This window comes from Streptomyces sp. NPDC005925, assembly GCF_040638805.1.
Classification (GTDB): Bacteria; Actinomycetota; Actinomycetes; order Streptomycetales; family Streptomycetaceae; genus Streptomyces.
Genome location: NZ_JBEXVL010000011.1, coordinates 121,812 through 136,372 on the forward strand (window position 1 = coordinate 121,812; position 14,561 = coordinate 136,372).

The 14,561-nt window shown below is 72.2% G+C and carries 17 protein-coding genes and 1 tRNA gene; 4 read left to right on the top strand and 14 right to left on the bottom strand.

Going from position 1 to position 14,561, the window contains the following annotated elements; translation table 11 throughout:
• Positions 1–172: 172 nt before the first annotated feature.
• The 3 genes from ABZ354_RS16075 to ABZ354_RS16085 all read right to left on the bottom strand — a co-directional run bounded on the left by ABZ354_RS16075 (position 173) and on the right by ABZ354_RS16085 (position 4,362).
• Positions 173–994, bottom strand: a complete 822-nt coding sequence (locus ABZ354_RS16075; protein WP_358657080.1) for a YceI family protein — start codon at positions 992–994, stop codon at positions 173–175.
• Positions 995–1,154: 160 nt separating this feature from the next.
• On the bottom strand, positions 1,155–3,761 hold the full coding sequence (locus tag ABZ354_RS16080) for an MFS transporter (RefSeq protein ID WP_358657082.1): 2,607 nt from the start codon (positions 3,759–3,761) through the stop codon (positions 1,155–1,157).
• 13 nt (positions 3,762–3,774) lie between these two features.
• On the bottom strand, positions 3,775–4,362 hold the full coding sequence (locus ABZ354_RS16085) for a MarR family transcriptional regulator (protein ID WP_358657084.1): 588 nt from the start codon (positions 4,360–4,362) through the stop codon (positions 3,775–3,777).
• A 206-nt stretch (positions 4,363–4,568) separates the two neighbouring features.
• Here ABZ354_RS16085 and ABZ354_RS16090 point away from each other — a divergent pair, with 206 nt between their 5' ends.
• Entirely contained in the window at positions 4,569–4,760 is a 192-nt protein-coding gene (locus ABZ354_RS16090) for a hypothetical protein (RefSeq protein WP_358657086.1), read from the top strand.
• 143 nt (positions 4,761–4,903) lie between these two features.
• Here ABZ354_RS16090 and ABZ354_RS16095 read toward each other — a convergent pair whose 3' ends face one another.
• From ABZ354_RS16095 to ABZ354_RS16130, 8 genes are all read right to left on the bottom strand, one after another.
• On the bottom strand, positions 4,904–5,806 hold the full coding sequence (locus ABZ354_RS16095; protein ID WP_358657087.1) for an RNA polymerase sigma factor SigF: 903 nt from the start codon (positions 5,804–5,806) through the stop codon (positions 4,904–4,906).
• Positions 5,807–6,095: 289 nt separating this feature from the next.
• Positions 6,096–6,983: a SigB/SigF/SigG family RNA polymerase sigma factor gene (locus tag ABZ354_RS16100; protein ID WP_358657186.1), complete on the bottom strand. Its 888-nt coding sequence runs from the start codon at positions 6,981–6,983 to the stop codon at positions 6,096–6,098.
• 266 nt (positions 6,984–7,249) lie between these two features.
• Positions 7,250–7,543, bottom strand: coding sequence for a Dabb family protein (locus ABZ354_RS16105; protein WP_358657089.1), 294 nt, complete (start codon positions 7,541–7,543; stop codon positions 7,250–7,252).
• Complete coding sequence (locus ABZ354_RS16110; protein ID WP_358657091.1) at positions 7,540–7,719, bottom strand: hypothetical protein; 180 nt, start codon at positions 7,717–7,719, stop codon at positions 7,540–7,542. The genes ABZ354_RS16105 and ABZ354_RS16110 overlap by 4 nt, the downstream gene beginning before the upstream one ends.
• Before the next feature lie 140 nt (positions 7,720–7,859).
• A tRNA-Ser gene (locus ABZ354_RS16115) sits at positions 7,860–7,944 on the bottom strand.
• 75 nt (positions 7,945–8,019) lie between these two features.
• Positions 8,020–8,451, bottom strand: coding sequence for a tRNA adenosine(34) deaminase TadA (tadA, locus tag ABZ354_RS16120; RefSeq protein ID WP_358657093.1), 432 nt, complete (start codon positions 8,449–8,451; stop codon positions 8,020–8,022).
• 68 nt (positions 8,452–8,519) lie between these two features.
• Positions 8,520–9,083: a hypothetical protein gene (locus ABZ354_RS16125; protein ID WP_358657188.1), complete on the bottom strand. Its 564-nt coding sequence runs from the start codon at positions 9,081–9,083 to the stop codon at positions 8,520–8,522.
• A gap of 316 nt (positions 9,084–9,399) precedes the next feature.
• The gene (locus ABZ354_RS16130; RefSeq protein ID WP_358657197.1) at positions 9,400–9,726 is read right to left on the bottom strand and encodes a hypothetical protein; all 327 of its coding nucleotides are present in this window, start codon (positions 9,724–9,726) and stop codon (positions 9,400–9,402) included.
• Positions 9,727–9,822: 96 nt separating this feature from the next.
• Here ABZ354_RS16130 and upp point away from each other — a divergent pair, with 96 nt between their 5' ends.
• Positions 9,823–10,458, top strand: coding sequence for a uracil phosphoribosyltransferase (upp, locus tag ABZ354_RS16135; protein WP_358657095.1), 636 nt, complete (start codon positions 9,823–9,825; stop codon positions 10,456–10,458).
• A gap of 163 nt (positions 10,459–10,621) precedes the next feature.
• Here upp and ABZ354_RS16140 read toward each other — a convergent pair whose 3' ends face one another.
• The 3 genes from ABZ354_RS16140 to ABZ354_RS16150 all read right to left on the bottom strand — a co-directional run bounded on the left by ABZ354_RS16140 (position 10,622) and on the right by ABZ354_RS16150 (position 12,792).
• Positions 10,622–11,239: a LytR C-terminal domain-containing protein gene (locus ABZ354_RS16140; RefSeq protein ID WP_358657190.1), complete on the bottom strand. Its 618-nt coding sequence runs from the start codon at positions 11,237–11,239 to the stop codon at positions 10,622–10,624.
• A gap of 162 nt (positions 11,240–11,401) precedes the next feature.
• Positions 11,402–11,698 carry a type II toxin-antitoxin system VapB family antitoxin gene (locus tag ABZ354_RS16145; RefSeq protein WP_358657096.1) on the bottom strand — a complete coding sequence of 99 codons (297 nt, stop codon included), beginning with the start codon at positions 11,696–11,698 and terminating at the stop codon, positions 11,402–11,404.
• 503 nt (positions 11,699–12,201) lie between these two features.
• Positions 12,202–12,792, bottom strand: a complete 591-nt coding sequence (locus ABZ354_RS16150; protein WP_358657098.1) for an HhH-GPD-type base excision DNA repair protein — start codon at positions 12,790–12,792, stop codon at positions 12,202–12,204.
• 316 nt (positions 12,793–13,108) lie between these two features.
• Here ABZ354_RS16150 and ABZ354_RS16155 point away from each other — a divergent pair, with 316 nt between their 5' ends.
• Both ABZ354_RS16155 and ABZ354_RS16160 read left to right on the top strand, forming a co-directional pair.
• A complete protein-coding gene (locus tag ABZ354_RS16155; RefSeq protein ID WP_358657100.1) occupies positions 13,109–13,582 on the top strand; it encodes a cupin domain-containing protein in 474 nt (157 codons plus the stop codon).
• Complete coding sequence (locus tag ABZ354_RS16160; RefSeq protein ID WP_358657102.1) at positions 13,579–14,379, top strand: glucose 1-dehydrogenase; 801 nt, start codon at positions 13,579–13,581, stop codon at positions 14,377–14,379. The genes ABZ354_RS16155 and ABZ354_RS16160 overlap by 4 nt, the downstream gene beginning before the upstream one ends.
• Positions 14,380–14,561: the final 182 nt, after the last annotated feature.

Genomic DNA, 14,561 nt, shown 5'->3' on the forward strand with positions numbered 1-14,561 from the left:
CCCGGACAACCGGTCCCCGGGCAACCGGTCCCCACCACCGGTCCTGGCAACGGGTCCACAGACAACCGGCAGCACCCCCGGACCCCCGCTCCCGGACCCCCGCCCCTGCCCGCGCCCTCTGCCCCCGCGCCCCCGGCCCCCCGCCCCCGCCCCCGGGGCGTCAAAGACGGCTTCACACGACCGGCAGCGAAGTCCCCCGCACCGCCTGGATGTCCAGCTGCACGCGCAGGGTCGTGCCGATGGCGGCGATGCCCGCCTGGACGACCTGGTTGTAGTTCATCGCGAAGTCCTCGCGCCGCAGCTGCGTCGTCGCCCGGAACGCGGCGCGGGTGCCGCCCCACGGGTCGGCGCCGGTGCCGAGGTGGGCGAGGTCGAGGTCGACGGGGCGTACGACGCCGTGCAGGCCGAGTTCGCCGTGCACGGTCCACCGGTCGGGCCCGGCCTCGCTGACGCCGGTCGAACGGTAGGTGATCTCGGGGTACTTCTCGACGTCCAGGAAGTCCGGCGACTTCAGGTGGCCGTCGCGCATGCCGTTGCCGGTGTTGATCGAGTCGGCCCGGATGACCGCCTCCACCCGCGACTTCGTGACGTCACCTGCGGCGATGTCGATCCTGCCGGAGAAGTCCGTGAACCGGCCGTGCACGCTGGAGATCCCCAGGTGCTGCGCGACCGCGGCGACGCTGGAGTGCGCCGGGTCGATCGTCCACGGTCCGGGCGGCGGCAGTTCGCTGCCGCCGTGCCGGGCCAGAGTCACCGTGCCGATCTCGGCGCGCCCGCTCGCCGTGACGATGGCGCTCGACGCGGTGGGCGCGTAGCCGACGGCGGTGACGATGACGGTGTACGCGCCGGGCGCCAGCGGGTCCGGGTGCCGCACCGCGCCCTCGGTGTCGGCCTCGGCGCGCAGCACCTGCGCCCCGGTCGTGTCGGTCACCGTGACGACCGCGTGCGACACGGCCCATCCGTCCCGGGTGCGGATCCTCGCGGTCAGTCCCATCCCGTTTTCTCCCTGCAAGCCTTGCGCACTGGCCAGAACGGCACGCATGTGCCGACTGATCTTGAAGTGGTCTGAATCGATTGGGCGTGGTCCGAAAGGAACCGGCCCGTGGCGGCGCGCACCGCGAAGGGCGCGTACACCGCCACGGGCCGGTGCCGGACTACTCGCCGGGGTGGGCGAGTGTGATGTCGTGCCCGTCGGCGCCGGGGCCCGACAGCGTCAGCGCGGTCGCCTTCGGCGGGTAGCCGGTGGCGATGACGGTGTATTCGCCGCTGCCCAGGTCGGTGAAGGCGTACGCCCCGTCCGCACCCGTGGTGGCGGTGCCGACGACGTTGCCGGCGGCGTCGACCAGCGTCACGCGCGCGTCGGCCAGCGGCCCGTGCGGTGCCCGGACGGTGCCCTGGAGGTGGGCACCGGAGTCCAGGTCGACCTCCAGGCGGGTGACGCCGGTGGCGCCGAACTCGACGGGCAGGGCCTTCGGCCGGTACCCGGCGGCGTTCACCGCGACCGTCACGATGCCCGGCACCAGCTCGGTGAGGGTGAAGTCGCCCTGCTCACCGCTGGTGGCGGTGGCCAGCAGTTCACCGCGTACGTCGGTGACGATCACCATGGCGTCCTTGACGGGCTGCCCGCCCTGCGCGGCCCGCACCACACCGGTCAGCCCACTGGTGCCGCTGAGCAGGATGTCGTACGACACCGGCTCACGGTTCACGACGATCGTGGACGCCTGCGGCTGGTAGCCGTCGGCCGACGCGATCAGCACGTACGAGCCCTCGCCCGGCGCGTCCAGCGCGTAGGAACCGTCGCTCTGCGCGACCGAGCGGCCCAGCTGCCGGCCGGCCAGCGAGATCAGTGTGACCGCGGCCCGCGGCACCGGCGCGCTCTCCGCGCCCCGCACGAAACCGCGCACCGATGTGCCGGCACCGGTGGCCGGTTCCTCGTCACGGGTGACCGTGGCGACGGCCGCGAGCGGCTGCGCCGCGGTGGGCCGTTCGGCGGCCTCGCCGGCCCCGGTGTCCGCCGCGAGGTTCGCCGCGCCGCCCGGGGCCGGGGCCTGGACCGGCGCGGGGATCTGCTCGGCGGGGACGACCGGCGCGGGCGCCCCGGCGACGCCTGTGGCGACGGCCTCGGCGTCGGCCCTGGCGAGGGCCTCGGCGCCGGCCCGGGCGTCGGCCTCGGCGGCCTGGGCCAGCGCGCCGGTGGTGCGCAGCGGAACCTCCTTGATGAACAGGGTCACCAGGAAGGCGAGGAACGCGACGGGCGCGACGTACAGGAAGATGTCGGCGATGCCGTGTCCGTACGCGCTCTCCAGCCAGGTGCGGACCGGCGCGGGCAGCAGGTCCATGTCCGGCAGCGACCCGCTGCCCATGGACTTGCCCGCCGCCCGGCGGGCCTGCGGGCCGAGCTGCCCGACGGTGTCCTCGGCGTAGTGCGTGATCCGGGTCGACATCACGGAGCCGAGCGCCGAGACGCCCACCGCGCCGCCCAGGGAGCGGAAGAAGGTCACGACGGAGCTGGCGGAGCCGAGGTCCTGCGGGGCGACCTGGTTCTGCGTGGACAGCACCAGGTTCTGCATCATCATGCCGATGCCGAGTCCCATGACCGCCATGAACGCGGCGAGCCTCCAGTACTCGGTGTCGTAGCGCATGGTGCCGAGCAGGCCGAGGCCCGCCGTGAGCAGCGCACCGCCCGTGACCAGCCAGGCCTTCCACTTGCCGGTCTTGGTGATGACCAGGCCGGAGACCGTGGACGACACGAACAGGCCGCCGATCATCGGGATGGTCATGATGCCCGACATGGTCGGGGACTCGTCGCGCGCCAGCTGGAAGTACTGGCTGAAGAACACGGTGCCCGCGAACATCGCGATGCCGACGAACAGCGAGGCGACCGAGGCCAGCGCGATGGTGCGGTTGCGGAACAGGCGCAGCGGGATGATCGGCTCGCTCGCCCGGGTCTCCACCAGCAGGAAGACCAGCGTCAGGGCCAGCGCTCCACCGACCATGGTGTACGTCTGCCAGGACAGCCAGGCGTACTTGTCGTCGGCGAAGGTCACCCAGACCAGCAGCAGGCAGACGGCCGCGGTGATGAAGAAGGCGCCGGCCCAGTCGACCTTGACCTTCCGCCGGGTCACCGGCAGGTGCAGCGTCTTCTGCAGTACGAACAGGGCGATCAGCGCGAACGGCACGCCCACGTACAGGCACCAGCGCCAGCCGAGCCAGTCGGTGTCGGTGATGACACCGCCGACCAGCGGGCCGCCCACGGTCGCGACGGCGAAGGTCGCGCCCAGGTAGCCGGAGTACCGGCCGCGCTCCCGCGGGGCGATCATCGCGGCCATGATGATCTGGGCGAGCGCGGTCAGACCGCCGGCGCCCAGCCCCTGGATGACGCGCGCGCCGATCAGCTGGCCGGGGTTCTGCGACAGGCCGGCGACCACGGAGCCGACGACGTAGACGCAGAGGGCTATCTGCACCAGGACTTTCTTGCTGAAGAGGTCGGCGAGCTTGCCCCACAGGGGCGTCGAGGCCGTCATCGCCAGCAGCGCGGAGGTCACGACCCAGGTGTAGGCGCTCTGGCCGCCGCCGAGGTCGGTGATGATCTCCGGCAGGGCGTTGGAGACGATCGTGGACGACACGATGGCGGCGAACATGCCGAGCAGCAGCCCGGAGAGCGCCTCCATGATCTGCCGGTGCGTCATGGGAGCGGCGTCGGAGGCGCCTCCCCCGTGCTTGGCATGAGCCCGCACACCGGCCGGTGTGGTCGTTGCCATGGACTTCCTTCTCTTACGTGGTGATCTCGGGTGTACGGGTGGACGTACGAGTGGGTGCACGCGCGGGGGTGCGCGTGGATGCCTGCGCGGGTGTGCGCGTGGCGGGAGCGGAGGAAGCGGCGGGAGACGGGCCGGCGCCGGGTGGCGTGGCCGGCCGGGCGGCCGGGGTGCACCGGCCGTCGTCGAAGTCTGCCCGCAGCCGGGACATCAGGCGGATCAGATGGCCGACGTCGTCGTCGTTCCAGTCGCTCAGCCGGCGGGCGAGCATCTCGGTGGTCCGCCGGGACAGCTCGTCGATCTGGGCCAGGCCCGCGGGGGTGAGGTGCAGGATGCGGGAGCGTTTGTCCGCCGGGTCGCGGGAGCGCTGGATCCAGCCGCGCTCGGCCAAGTGCGCGACATGGCGGCTGGTCACCGAGATGTCCACGGCGAGCAGCTCGGCGAGCTTGCTCATGCGCATGTCCCCGTGCAGTTGGAGCAGGGTCAGCACGGCGGCGGAACCGCTCGGGCAGTCGGCCGGCATCATGCGCCCGAGCTCGCGTTTCACGGCCCCGAAGGCGCTGAACTGGCGCATCAGCTCCGCGTACTGCGCCTGTCCGGCCATCACACCTCCCACGTTCGTTGCTTAGGGCAACCATAGGAGTATTTAGTTGCGGGAGGCAAATAAAGACGGGGGTGCGGGAATCAAAAGTTGGCAAAGGCATGTATTGCACATGTAAATGTGCAGGTGGGCGGGGTGCTCGTGGATCCGGTGGAGGAGTCGGGTCCGCTCTTGGGCCGCGCCCCCGGGATTCGCTAGTGTCTCGGCCCATGGCTAACAACCAGGGCCCACAGGGCACCCCCGATCCCGCCGGCAGCACCCAGATGTTCCGCGCGTTCGTCGACGAGGCGCCCCAGGGCCGGCAGGCCGCCGCCCCGGCCGGCCCGCGCATCGGCCTGATCATCGGCGTGGTCGTCGCCGTCGCCGTCATCGCGGCGGTGGCCTGGCTGGCGCTGAAGTAGGAGATCACGGGCCGCGCGGAGCGCGGCGCAGGGACGCGCGGAAACACATTGGCGGATCACGCGGACACGGCGGGCCGGAAGGGCCCGCCGTGCCGCGCCGCGCCATGCCTACGACAGTACGTACGGGTGCGCGTCGACGTACGTCAGTCGGAGATGAGGCCCTCGCGCAGCTGGGCCAGCGTCCGGGTCAGCAGCCGGGAGACGTGCATCTGTGAGATGCCGACCTCCTCGCCGATCTGCGACTGGGTCATGTTGGCGAAGAAGCGCAGCATGATGATGCGCCTCTCGCGGGGCGGCAGCTTGGCCAGCAGCGGCTTCAGCGACTCGCGGTACTCCACGCCCTCCAGGGCCGTGTCCTCGTAGCCGAGGCGGTCCGCGAGCGAGCCCTCGCCGCCGTCGTCCTCCGGTGCCGGGGAGTCCAGCGAGGAGGCCGTGTACGCGTTGCCGACCGCGAGGCCGTCGACGACGTCCTCCTCGGACACGCCCAGCACCGCGGCGAGTTCGGCCACCGTCGGGGAGCGGTCCAGCTTCTGGGAGAGCTCGTCACTCGCCTTCGTCAGCGCCAGCCGCAGCTCCTGGAGCCGGCGCGGCACACGCACCGACCACGAGGTGTCGCGGAAGAACCGCTTGATCTCGCCCACCACGGTCGGCATCGCGAACGTCGGGAACTCCACGCCGCGTTCGCAGTCGAAGCGGTCGATCGCCTTGATCAGGCCGATCGTGCCGACCTGGACGATGTCCTCCATCGGCTCGTTGCGCGAGCGGAAGCGGGCCGCCGCGTAGCGCACCAGCGGGAGGTTGAGCTCGATCAGGGTGTCCCGGACGTAGCCCCGCTCGGGGCTGTCCTCGGCGAGAGCGGCCAGCCGCAGGAACAGGGAACGGGACAGCGTGCGGGTGTCGATGGCTTCCGGGGCCGGGATCGCCGGAGCCGGCGCGGCCTCGAGGGGCGGTACGTCATCGATGGGGCCGAGTGTGCCGAGCGCATGCGGAGCCGAGTCGCTCTCCGCGAGCGTGAGCACCTTCGAGCTGCCCTGTTCTGCGGACATGCCACCCCCTTTGGGTCGCGGGACGGTCGTGGCGGACGCTCCCACTGAGGAACGCAGCCTCCACCTGAATACCGGAGCCGGAGCTTCGGCAAACGCGCTTCCCGCAGAATGTCACATGTCGGCAACGCGCTGTAGAGACATGTCGACATCTGAGACGTGGATCGCCCCTGGAAACAAGGGGCCTGACGGACCTTCGGCCAGCAAGTGGTGCGAACCCCCGGGCGAGCGATTCGCTCTTCCCGGTGACGTGTCGCTCACGCTTTCGATTGCACAGCTGTGCCGGTACGCCCTACGCCTCGATGCGGTTCGCGGACCTCAGCCGCTGGAAGCTGCGCGCGAGCAGCCGGGAGACGTGCATCTGGGAGACGCCGAGTTCGGCGCTGATCTGCGACTGGGTCAGATTGCTGTAGTAGCGCAGCAGCAGGATGCGCTGTTCCCGCTCGGGGAGCTGGACCAGCAGGTGCCGTACGAGGTCGCGGTGTTCGACGCCGTCCAGGGCCGGGTCCTCGTAGCCGAGCCGGTCGAGCAGCCCCGGCAGCCCGTCGCCCTCCTGCGCGGCCTCCAGCGACGTCGCGTGGTACGACCGTCCCGCCTCGATGCAGGACAGCACCTCCTCCTCGGAGATGCGCAGCCGCTCGGCGATCTCGCGGGTGGTCGGCGAGCGCCCGAAGGCCGTGGTCAGGTCCTCGGTCGCGCTGGTGACCTGCACCCACAACTCGTGCAGCCGGCGCGGTACGTGGACGGTGCGGACGTTGTCGCGGAAGTACCGCTTGATCTCGCCGACCACGGTGGGCATCGCGAACGTTGGGAACTGCACGCCCCGGTCCGGGTCGAAGCGGTCGATGGCGTTGATCAGGCCGATGGTGCCGACCTGGACGACGTCCTCCATCGGCTCGTTGCGGGAGCGGAACCGGGCGGCGGCGTAGCGCACGAGGGGGAGGTTGGCCTCGATGAGCGCCGTGCGTACGCGGTGGTGCTCCGGCGTACCCGGCTCGAGCTTCTTGAGTTCCCCGAACAGCACCTGCGTCAGCGCCCGGGTGTCCGCGCCCCGGCGCTTCTCCGGCGCGGGCGCGGGTGACTGGGCCGGGGTCGACGCCGACGGCTGGGCCGGTGCCTGGGCAGGGCCACGGGCCGAGGCCTCGTCCTGGGGTGGCGCAGTACTGGCCGACACGGTCACCGCCACCTCTTCGTCCTCGGTCGACTCGTCGCTCGACGCATCGGTCAATCATCCGTCAAAAGCGGTCATAGCATCACAAGACATGTGCACTGTGCGCAAGCACCGCATGACGCCGTGTTGAGGAATAAAAGAGATAAGAGGGATAATGTGCATGCGAAAGCCCCTCGCCGGCATGGCGAGGGGCGCGGGGAGAGAAGCGGGGACCGAGGCCCCGGGAGCCCGGGCCGCAGAGCTCCGGGCCCGAGACGAAGCCCCGGGCCCGGGGATCAGAACTCGTAGTCGGCGATCACCCAGGTGGCGAACTCCCGCCACAGTCCGACGCCCGCCTGGTGCTCGGGGTGCTCGGCGTAGCGGCGCAGCGCGGCCTCGTCGTCGAACGCGGAGTTGATGGCGTAGTCGTACGCGATGGGCCGGTCGCTGATGTTCCAGGCGCACTCCCAGAAGCGGATGTCCGGGATCTTGCCGTCCAGCGACTCGAAGGCCTCGACGCCCTTCTCCACGCGCGGGTCGTCGCGCCGGACGCCCTCGTTGAGTCTGAAGAGGACCAGGTGTCGGATCATGACTTCCCTCCGTTGGCGATCCACGTCATGAAGTCGCCGATGGCCTTGGCGGCGTCCGAGATGCCCTGGAACCCTATCTGGACGTAGTCGGCGGCCTTCGCCGGGTCGGTGATGATCACGTACGAGATGAAGACCACGAGTACATAGACGGCGATCTTCTTCGCATGCACCGCCACTGCGGCCTCCCCTGCTCCCCTGTGCCCTCTGAGTCCCACGCCCGGGTGGCGCCCGCCTGTCGGCCGCGAGTGTAACCGGCGGTCCGCCGCGGAGATCAACAGCAGGAAGGGCCCCGTCTTGCGACGAGGCCCTTCTTCAGCGGTAGCGGAGGGATTTGAACCCTCGGTGACTTGCGCCACACTCGCTTTCGAGGCGAGCTCCTTCGGCCGCTCGGACACGCTACCGAGGGAGACCCTACCCCAAGGGGGGCCGTGGTTTGAAATCGGATTCCCGGGCGCTGCCGGGGCGCGCGGGAGGACTCAGCAGGCGCGGAAGAAGTCCGTCAGGAGCCCGGCGCACTCCCCTGCGAGCACGCCCTCGATCACCTCGGGCCGATGGTTGAGCCGACGGTCCCGTACGACGTCCCACAGGGAGCCGGCCGCGCCCGCCTTCTCGTCGCGGGCGCCGTAGACGACGCGGTCCACGCGGGACTGCACCAGCGCGCCCGCGCACATCGTGCAGGGCTCCAGGGTGACGACCAGCGTGCAGTCGGCGAGCCGCCACTGCCCCAGCCCGGCGGCGGCCCGCCGCAGCGCGAGCACCTCGGCGTGCGCCGTCGGATCGCCGGTCGCCTCGCGCTCGTTGTGCCCGACGGCCAGCACGGTCGTGCCGTCTGCGGCCAGCACGACGGCGCCGACGGGGACGTCACCGCCCCGGCCGGCCTGCCGGGCCTCCTCCAGGGCGAGCCGCATCGCGGCACGCCAGCGGTCCCGGACCGGGTCCGGGACCCGCGCCGCCGTGTCGTCGGTGTCGTCCCCGGTCAGCGGACGGTCTCCAGCACCTCCGAGGCGCCCAGGGCCTCGGCGATCTCGCTGAGCGCGTCGCCGTCCAACGAACGCAGCTCCTTCTCGGTGACACCCAGGTCCTCCAGGATCTGCGCGTCGCCGACCGAGCCGTGCGGCACGGCCCCGACGGAACCGGAACCGGAACCGGAACCGAGACCGGTGTCCGTGTCGCCGCCGTCGGCCGCGTCGTCGTCCGCATCACCGTCCTCCGTGCCGTCGAGATCGAGGGCGTCGAGGTCGGGGGCGTCGTCCCCGGGCTCCCGGCCGAGCAGTTCGTCGGTGAGCAGGATCTCGCCGTAGCTGCTGCGGGCAGCGGCGGCGGCGTCCGAGACGTAGATACGGGGATCCTCCTCGCCGTCCACGCGGACGACGCCGAACCACCCGCTCTCCTGCTCGATCAGTACGAGCACCGTGTCCTCGTCCGGGGAGGCTTCCCGGGCCAGGTCGGCAAGGTCCGACAGGGTCTCCACATCGTCGAGCTCCGTGTCGCTCGCTTCCCACCCGTCTTCGGTGCGCGCGAGCAGTGCGGCGAAGTACACCGTGACTCTCCCACTGGTCATAGGCGTGCCGGTTGGGGTTCCCCCCGGCGGAGGTTGCGGGCGGGAGTGCTTTTCCGAGTCCCACCCACTCGGCATCGTGGCAGAAACAAGGCGCCCAGGGGACGTCTTCGGCTCCCTGTGTCCGGCAGTTTTCCCCGCAGGTCACGATCGGGTCCGTGCAGCGGGGGCCGACACGCGGGTCGCCGCCACCCGTGGGGCGTACGTGTCACTCGCCGCGACACCGGCCCCGCACATGATCTCCCCCCGGCCGCGCCGGGTCCGGTGGCGCGGCCGGGACCTCACTCCCGGGGCGGATCTACCAGCGGAACGTCCGCATGCGCATCGCGTGGCGGAGCCTGGCGGCCTTGGCCCGGCGGGGCTGCACGCGGTCGCGCAGCTCGCGCGCCTCGGCGAGGTCGCGCAGGAACCGGGCCCGGCGCTGCCGGCGTTCGGCGTCCGTCTCCGGGCCGGTCCGCTCGATCGGCGGCATCGGACCGCCCGGCGGCGCGTCCCGATCGACTCCGGGGCCGGGCCGGTCGGGCCGGTCGGGCCGGTCACGCAGGTTGGGCCCGTCGGTCCGGTTGGGCCGGTTGGGCCCGTCGGGCCGCTTCTGCCGGTCGGGCAGATCAGGAAGGTCAGGCATCGGCACACCACCCTCGTCCGTCCCTCCCACTTTCCCCCGAACGGGCCGTTTGACGCCAGCGCGTGGCGGACGGCGGGCCCGGTTACTGTTGGGGACATGCGTCTCCACGTCGTCGACCACCCCCTGGTCGCTCACAAGCTCACCACGCTGCGCGACCGGCGCACCGACTCCGCGACCTTCCGCCGGCTCGCCGACGAACTGGTCACCCTGCTGGCCTACGAGGCCACGCGGGACGTGCGCACCGAAGTGGTCGACATCAAGACCCCGGTCTCCGGGACCACCGGCGTCAAGCTGTCCCATCCGCGTCCGCTGGTCGTGCCGATCCTGCGTGCCGGGCTCGGCATGCTGGACGGCATGGTCCGGCTGCTGCCGACTGCCGAGGTCGGCTTCCTCGGCATGATCCGCAACGAGGAGACGCTCGAGGCCTCCACGTACGCCACGCGCATGCCGGAGGACCTGTCGGGGCGTCAGGTGTACGTCCTGGACCCGATGCTGGCGACCGGCGGCACGCTCGTCGCGGCGATCCAGGAGCTCATCCGGCGCGGCGCCGACGACGTGACCGCCGTGGTGCTGCTGGCAGCGCCCGAGGGCGTCGAGGTCATGGAGCGTCACCTGGCGGGCACGCCGGTGACGGTCGTGACGGCGTCCGTGGACGAGCGCCTGAACGAGCACGGCTACATCGTGCCGGGGCTCGGTGACGCGGGTGACCGGATGTACGGGGCGGCCGAGTAGGACCGCCGAGTCGGACTGCCGAGTCGGACTGCCGGGCAGGCCCGTCGAGCAGGCGTGGCAGGCGTGGCAGGCATGGCAGGCGTGGCAGGCATGAGGCGAGGGGCCGCTGGGGTTCAGCGGCCCCTCGCCTCTGCCGTTGTGGCGGTTCCGCGGTCTCCCGGGCTCAGCAGCCCTTCCGTGAATTCGTCGGCGCCGGCGCGGGGTGCGTCAGCTTCGTCAGGGCCTTCGAGGCGTCCGCCTCGGGCGTCAGCTTCTTGAAGGCGTCGCCGATGATCAGGTCCACCTCGACGCCCTTGCGGGCGGCGTCGGTGCGGGGCTCGGCGGCGGTGAGCTGTGTACCGAGCACCTGCAGCGAGGTCTTCAGGGCCGTGGTCGGTCCCAGCAGGATGCCGGTGCCCTTGACCTTCTTGTCGTACTTCTTGGACGCGTTGCCCACCTCGCCGATGCGGAAGCCGCGCTTCTTCAGTTCGTCCGCGGTCTTCTTGGCGAGGCCGGAGCGGGTCGTGGCGTTGAGGACGTTCACCTTGATCGTGCCGGGGGCGGGGAGGGCGGCCGGGACGCCGGGACTCGGGGAGGCGCTCGCCCCGGGCGGGCAGTCCTCGGCGGAACCGGCCGCGGAAGCCTTGTCGCCGCCGGTGAAGACGTCGATGAGCTGCAGCGTGCCCCAGCCGAGCAGACCCAGTGCAGCGGCACAGGCGACGGTGATCACCGCCATCCTGCGGCCCCGGCGTCGGCGCATCCGCGGGTACTTGTCCCCCGTGATCCGGTACTGGCCGCCCATGCCTGGGGGAGTCAGCATGCTCATGGGCGCAGCGTAGTGCGATCCAACGGCGATGCCTACTAGATGATCATTCGACACCGCTCAGTCCAACCCGAAAGGGCCAAGGGCCGAGCGGGTAATCGGGGCGTACGACGGCTTATGGGCGTGTACGGCGTGGGGTGTTCAGTCCAGCTCCAGGACGCGCGCGTGCAGGATCTGGCGTTGCTGGAGGGCCGCGCGGACCGCGCGGTGCAGGCCGTCCTCCAGATACAGGTCGCCCTGCCACTTCACCACGTGCGCGAAGAGGTCGCCGTAGAAGGTCGAGTCCTCGGCGAGGAGGGTTTCCAGGTCGAGCTGCTGCTTGGTCGTCACGAGCTGATCGAGGCGGACCGGGCGCGGCGCGACGTCCGCCCACTGCCGGGTGCTTTCCCGGCCGTGGTCGGGGTACGGCCGGCCGTTTCCGATGCGCTTGAAGATCACACGGAAAGCCTACCGGTCGAGACGTTCCGGGCGCAGCCATGGCGAGCGAGTGCGACGCCGAAAAGCGTCATGAAGACGGGCGAACGGGAATGCGAAGTTCGTGTGTGCGGTGCCCGTTGTGGGGCGGGTGCGCCCTCGGTCCGGCGGGCGGGCGGGTCGGAGAGGCGTGGGGGGTGCGGGGCGTGGGGCGGTGGCGTGATCCGCGGCGGGGCACGCCCCTGGTCCGGCTTCCCGGCACTCGGCGGTGGTGGCCGAGCCGAACGGCACACCTCGCACACCCCGCGCCACGTTCCCGCCTGTACGCGGGCAACGGTCCGTGTGGCCGCGGTGGTTGTGCCGCCGGGACGACGGGGGTCACCGGAGTCGCGCGAAGCCGCGAGCCCGGGGGAGGGCGGCCAGGCGGCGGCCCCGCGACGGCGGGCCGCGTGATGGCCCGTGGCGCGGACGGAGGCGGCAGCCGTCCGAGGCCGCCGGGCCGTACCCCGTACCCCCGGCCCCGTCGGCTACGTGCCGGTGGCCTTCGCCCTGGCCGCCGCCTTCACCTCCTGCTTGTGCGCGCGGACCTTCGCCAGTGACTCCGGGCCCGTGATGTCCGCGACCGAGCGGTACGACGTCGGCTCGCCGTACGCTCCCGCCGCCTCGCGCCAGCCGGACGGCCGTACGCCGAGCTGCTTGCCCAGCAGGGCGAGGAAGATCTGTGCCTTCTGCTTCCCGAACCCGGGCAGGGCTTCCAGCCGCTTCAGCAGTTCGGCGCCGCTGTCCACGGCCCGCCAGACCGCCTCGGCGTCACCGTCGTAGTGCTCGACGAGGTACTGGCACAGCTGCTGGATCCGCTTGGCCATGGAGCCCGGGTAGCGGTGCACGGCGGGTTTCTCCGACAGGAGCGCGGCGAAGGCCTCCGGGTCGTGCGCGGCGACCTCGTGCGCGTCCAGGTCGTCGGTGCCGAGCCGCTGCGCGATCGTCGACGGCCCCCTGAACGCCCACTCCATCGGAACCTGCTGGTCCAGCAGCATGCCGATCAGCGCGGCGAGCGGACTGCGTCCGAGGAGTTCGTCGGCCTCGGGGTCCTGGGCGAGGTGAAGGGTGACGTCCATGCGTCGATCATCCCGCGCCGGGCACGCGGGCGCGCGCCGGTGGGACCGCCGTACGGCGGGGCTGTGTGGTGGGGCCGTGTACCGGGGCTCGCGGCGGAGGCGTAGGCGCCCTGTGAGGGGACCGTCATGGGTCTGCGGGGCGGCCGTGCGGTTTCGCGGCGGACGGCAGCGGTCGGCGTGGGCGGAGACCGGGTGCGACCGGGCCCGGCAGCGGGAGGTCGAGCGGCACCGTACGACGCCGAGCCCGGCGACATCCGGCCGGAGCTCGGTGGGCCGCGACCTGGTGGGCCCCCGCCCGGGAGGTAGCCTTCGGCGGGTGAATCCCGACGACCTCGTCGCACACTACGGACTGGAACCGATCCCACGCGAAGGCGGCCTGTTCCGGCGCACCTGGGCCGGGCCCGAGCGGGCGGACGGCAGACCCGAGGGGTCGGCCATCGTCGTGCTGCTGACGGCGGACGAGCACTCCGCCCTGCACCGCCTCCCCACCGACGAGATCTGGCACTTCTACCTCGGAGACCCCCTGGAACTGCTCCTCCTCGCCCCCGACGGCTCGTCGCGCACGGTGGTGCTGGGCCCGGACCTGCGCGCCGGCCAGCACGTGCAGTTCACCGTCCCGGCCCGCACCTGGATGGGCGGGCGGGTCGCCGCGGACGGCGCCTGGAGCTTCCTGGGCTGCACGATGGCGCCCGGCTTCACCTACGCCGACTACGAGCACGGCGACCCGGCGGACCTCACGGCGCGTTACCCGTCCGAGGCCGCCCGGATCGTACCGCTGTGCCGCCCATGAGCAGCGGGAACACCAGGAGCAGCGTGCCTGCCGGGGGACTGCTCGGAGGGCAGGTCGCCCTCGTCACGGGCGCGAGCGGCGGCATCGGCCGGGGCGTCGCCCTGCGCTTCGCCGAGGAGGGCGCGGCCGTCGCCCTGCACTGCCGTACGGCCGTGGCGGCGGCGGACGACACGGCGGGCCGCATCCGGGAGACGGGCGGGCGGGCCGTCGTCCTGCGCGCCGACCTGACCGACGAGGACGCCTGCCGCCGCCTGGTCCACGAGGCCGCCGACTTTGGCGGCGGCCGGCTGACCGCCCTGGTCAACAACGCGGGCATCCAACCCGTCCAGGACCTCCCCGGCATGACGGCCGACGCGTGGCGCACGGTCGTCGACACCAACCTCACGAGCGTCTTCGCCTGCACCCAGGCCGCCGCCGGCCTCATGCGCGCCCAGGACGACGGGGGTTCGGTCACCCACATCGCCTCCGTCGAGGCCCACACCCCGGCCCCGGGCCACGCCCACTACAGCGCCGCGAAGGCCGCGGTCGTCATGCACGCCCGCGCGGCGGCCCTGGAGTACGGCCCGCACGGCATCCGCGTCAACACGGTCTCCCCGGGCCTCATCGACCGCGAGGGTCTGGCGCAGGCCTGGCCGGACGGCGTACGCCGCTGGCGCCGGGCAGCTCCCACAGGCCGCCTGGGCCGCCCGGAGGACGTCGCGAACGCGTGCGTGTTCCTCGCCTCCCCCCTGGCGTCCTGGGTGACGGGCCACGACCTGGTGGTGGACGGGGGAGTGTCGGCGCGCCCGCACTGGTAGCGCCGGCACTGGTAGCGCCGGCACTGGTAGCGCCGACGCGGGGGCGAGCACGGCGGCGGGGCCGAGCAGCCGCCGAGCCGGGGGCCGCGCCCTTCCGGGAGAGGCGCCCCGGATGCCGGCGCCTTCGGTGTTGCCCTCGCGGACGGGGCGGCCGGACACGAGGGCGGGGCCGCTGAGCACGG

Excerpts from the sequence above, each read along its gene's own strand:
- ABZ354_RS16075 (WP_358657080.1), bottom strand. The coding sequence starts at position 994 with ATGGGACTGACCGCGAGGATCCGCACCCGGGACGGATGGGCCGTGTCG.
- ABZ354_RS16080 (WP_358657082.1), bottom strand. The coding sequence starts at position 3,761 with ATGGCAACGACCACACCGGCCGGTGTGCGGGCTCATGCCAAGCACGGG.
- ABZ354_RS16085 (WP_358657084.1), bottom strand. The coding sequence starts at position 4,362 with ATGGCCGGACAGGCGCAGTACGCGGAGCTGATGCGCCAGTTCAGCGCC.
- ABZ354_RS16090 (WP_358657086.1), top strand. The coding sequence starts at position 4,569 with ATGGCTAACAACCAGGGCCCACAGGGCACCCCCGATCCCGCCGGCAGC.
- ABZ354_RS16095 (WP_358657087.1), bottom strand. The coding sequence starts at position 5,806 with ATGTCCGCAGAACAGGGCAGCTCGAAGGTGCTCACGCTCGCGGAGAGC.
- ABZ354_RS16105 (WP_358657089.1), bottom strand. The coding sequence starts at position 7,543 with ATGATCCGACACCTGGTCCTCTTCAGACTCAACGAGGGCGTCCGGCGC.
- tadA (WP_358657093.1), bottom strand. The coding sequence starts at position 8,451 with ATGCGGCTCGCCCTGGAGGAGGCCCGGCAGGCCGGCCGGGGCGGTGAC.
- ABZ354_RS16130 (WP_358657197.1), bottom strand. The coding sequence starts at position 9,726 with ATGCCTGACCTTCCTGATCTGCCCGACCGGCAGAAGCGGCCCGACGGG.
- upp (WP_358657095.1), top strand. The coding sequence starts at position 9,823 with ATGCGTCTCCACGTCGTCGACCACCCCCTGGTCGCTCACAAGCTCACC.
- ABZ354_RS16140 (WP_358657190.1), bottom strand. The coding sequence starts at position 11,239 with ATGGGCGGCCAGTACCGGATCACGGGGGACAAGTACCCGCGGATGCGC.
- ABZ354_RS16150 (WP_358657098.1), bottom strand. The coding sequence starts at position 12,792 with ATGGACGTCACCCTTCACCTCGCCCAGGACCCCGAGGCCGACGAACTC.
- ABZ354_RS16160 (WP_358657102.1), top strand. The coding sequence starts at position 13,579 with ATGAGCAGCGGGAACACCAGGAGCAGCGTGCCTGCCGGGGGACTGCTC.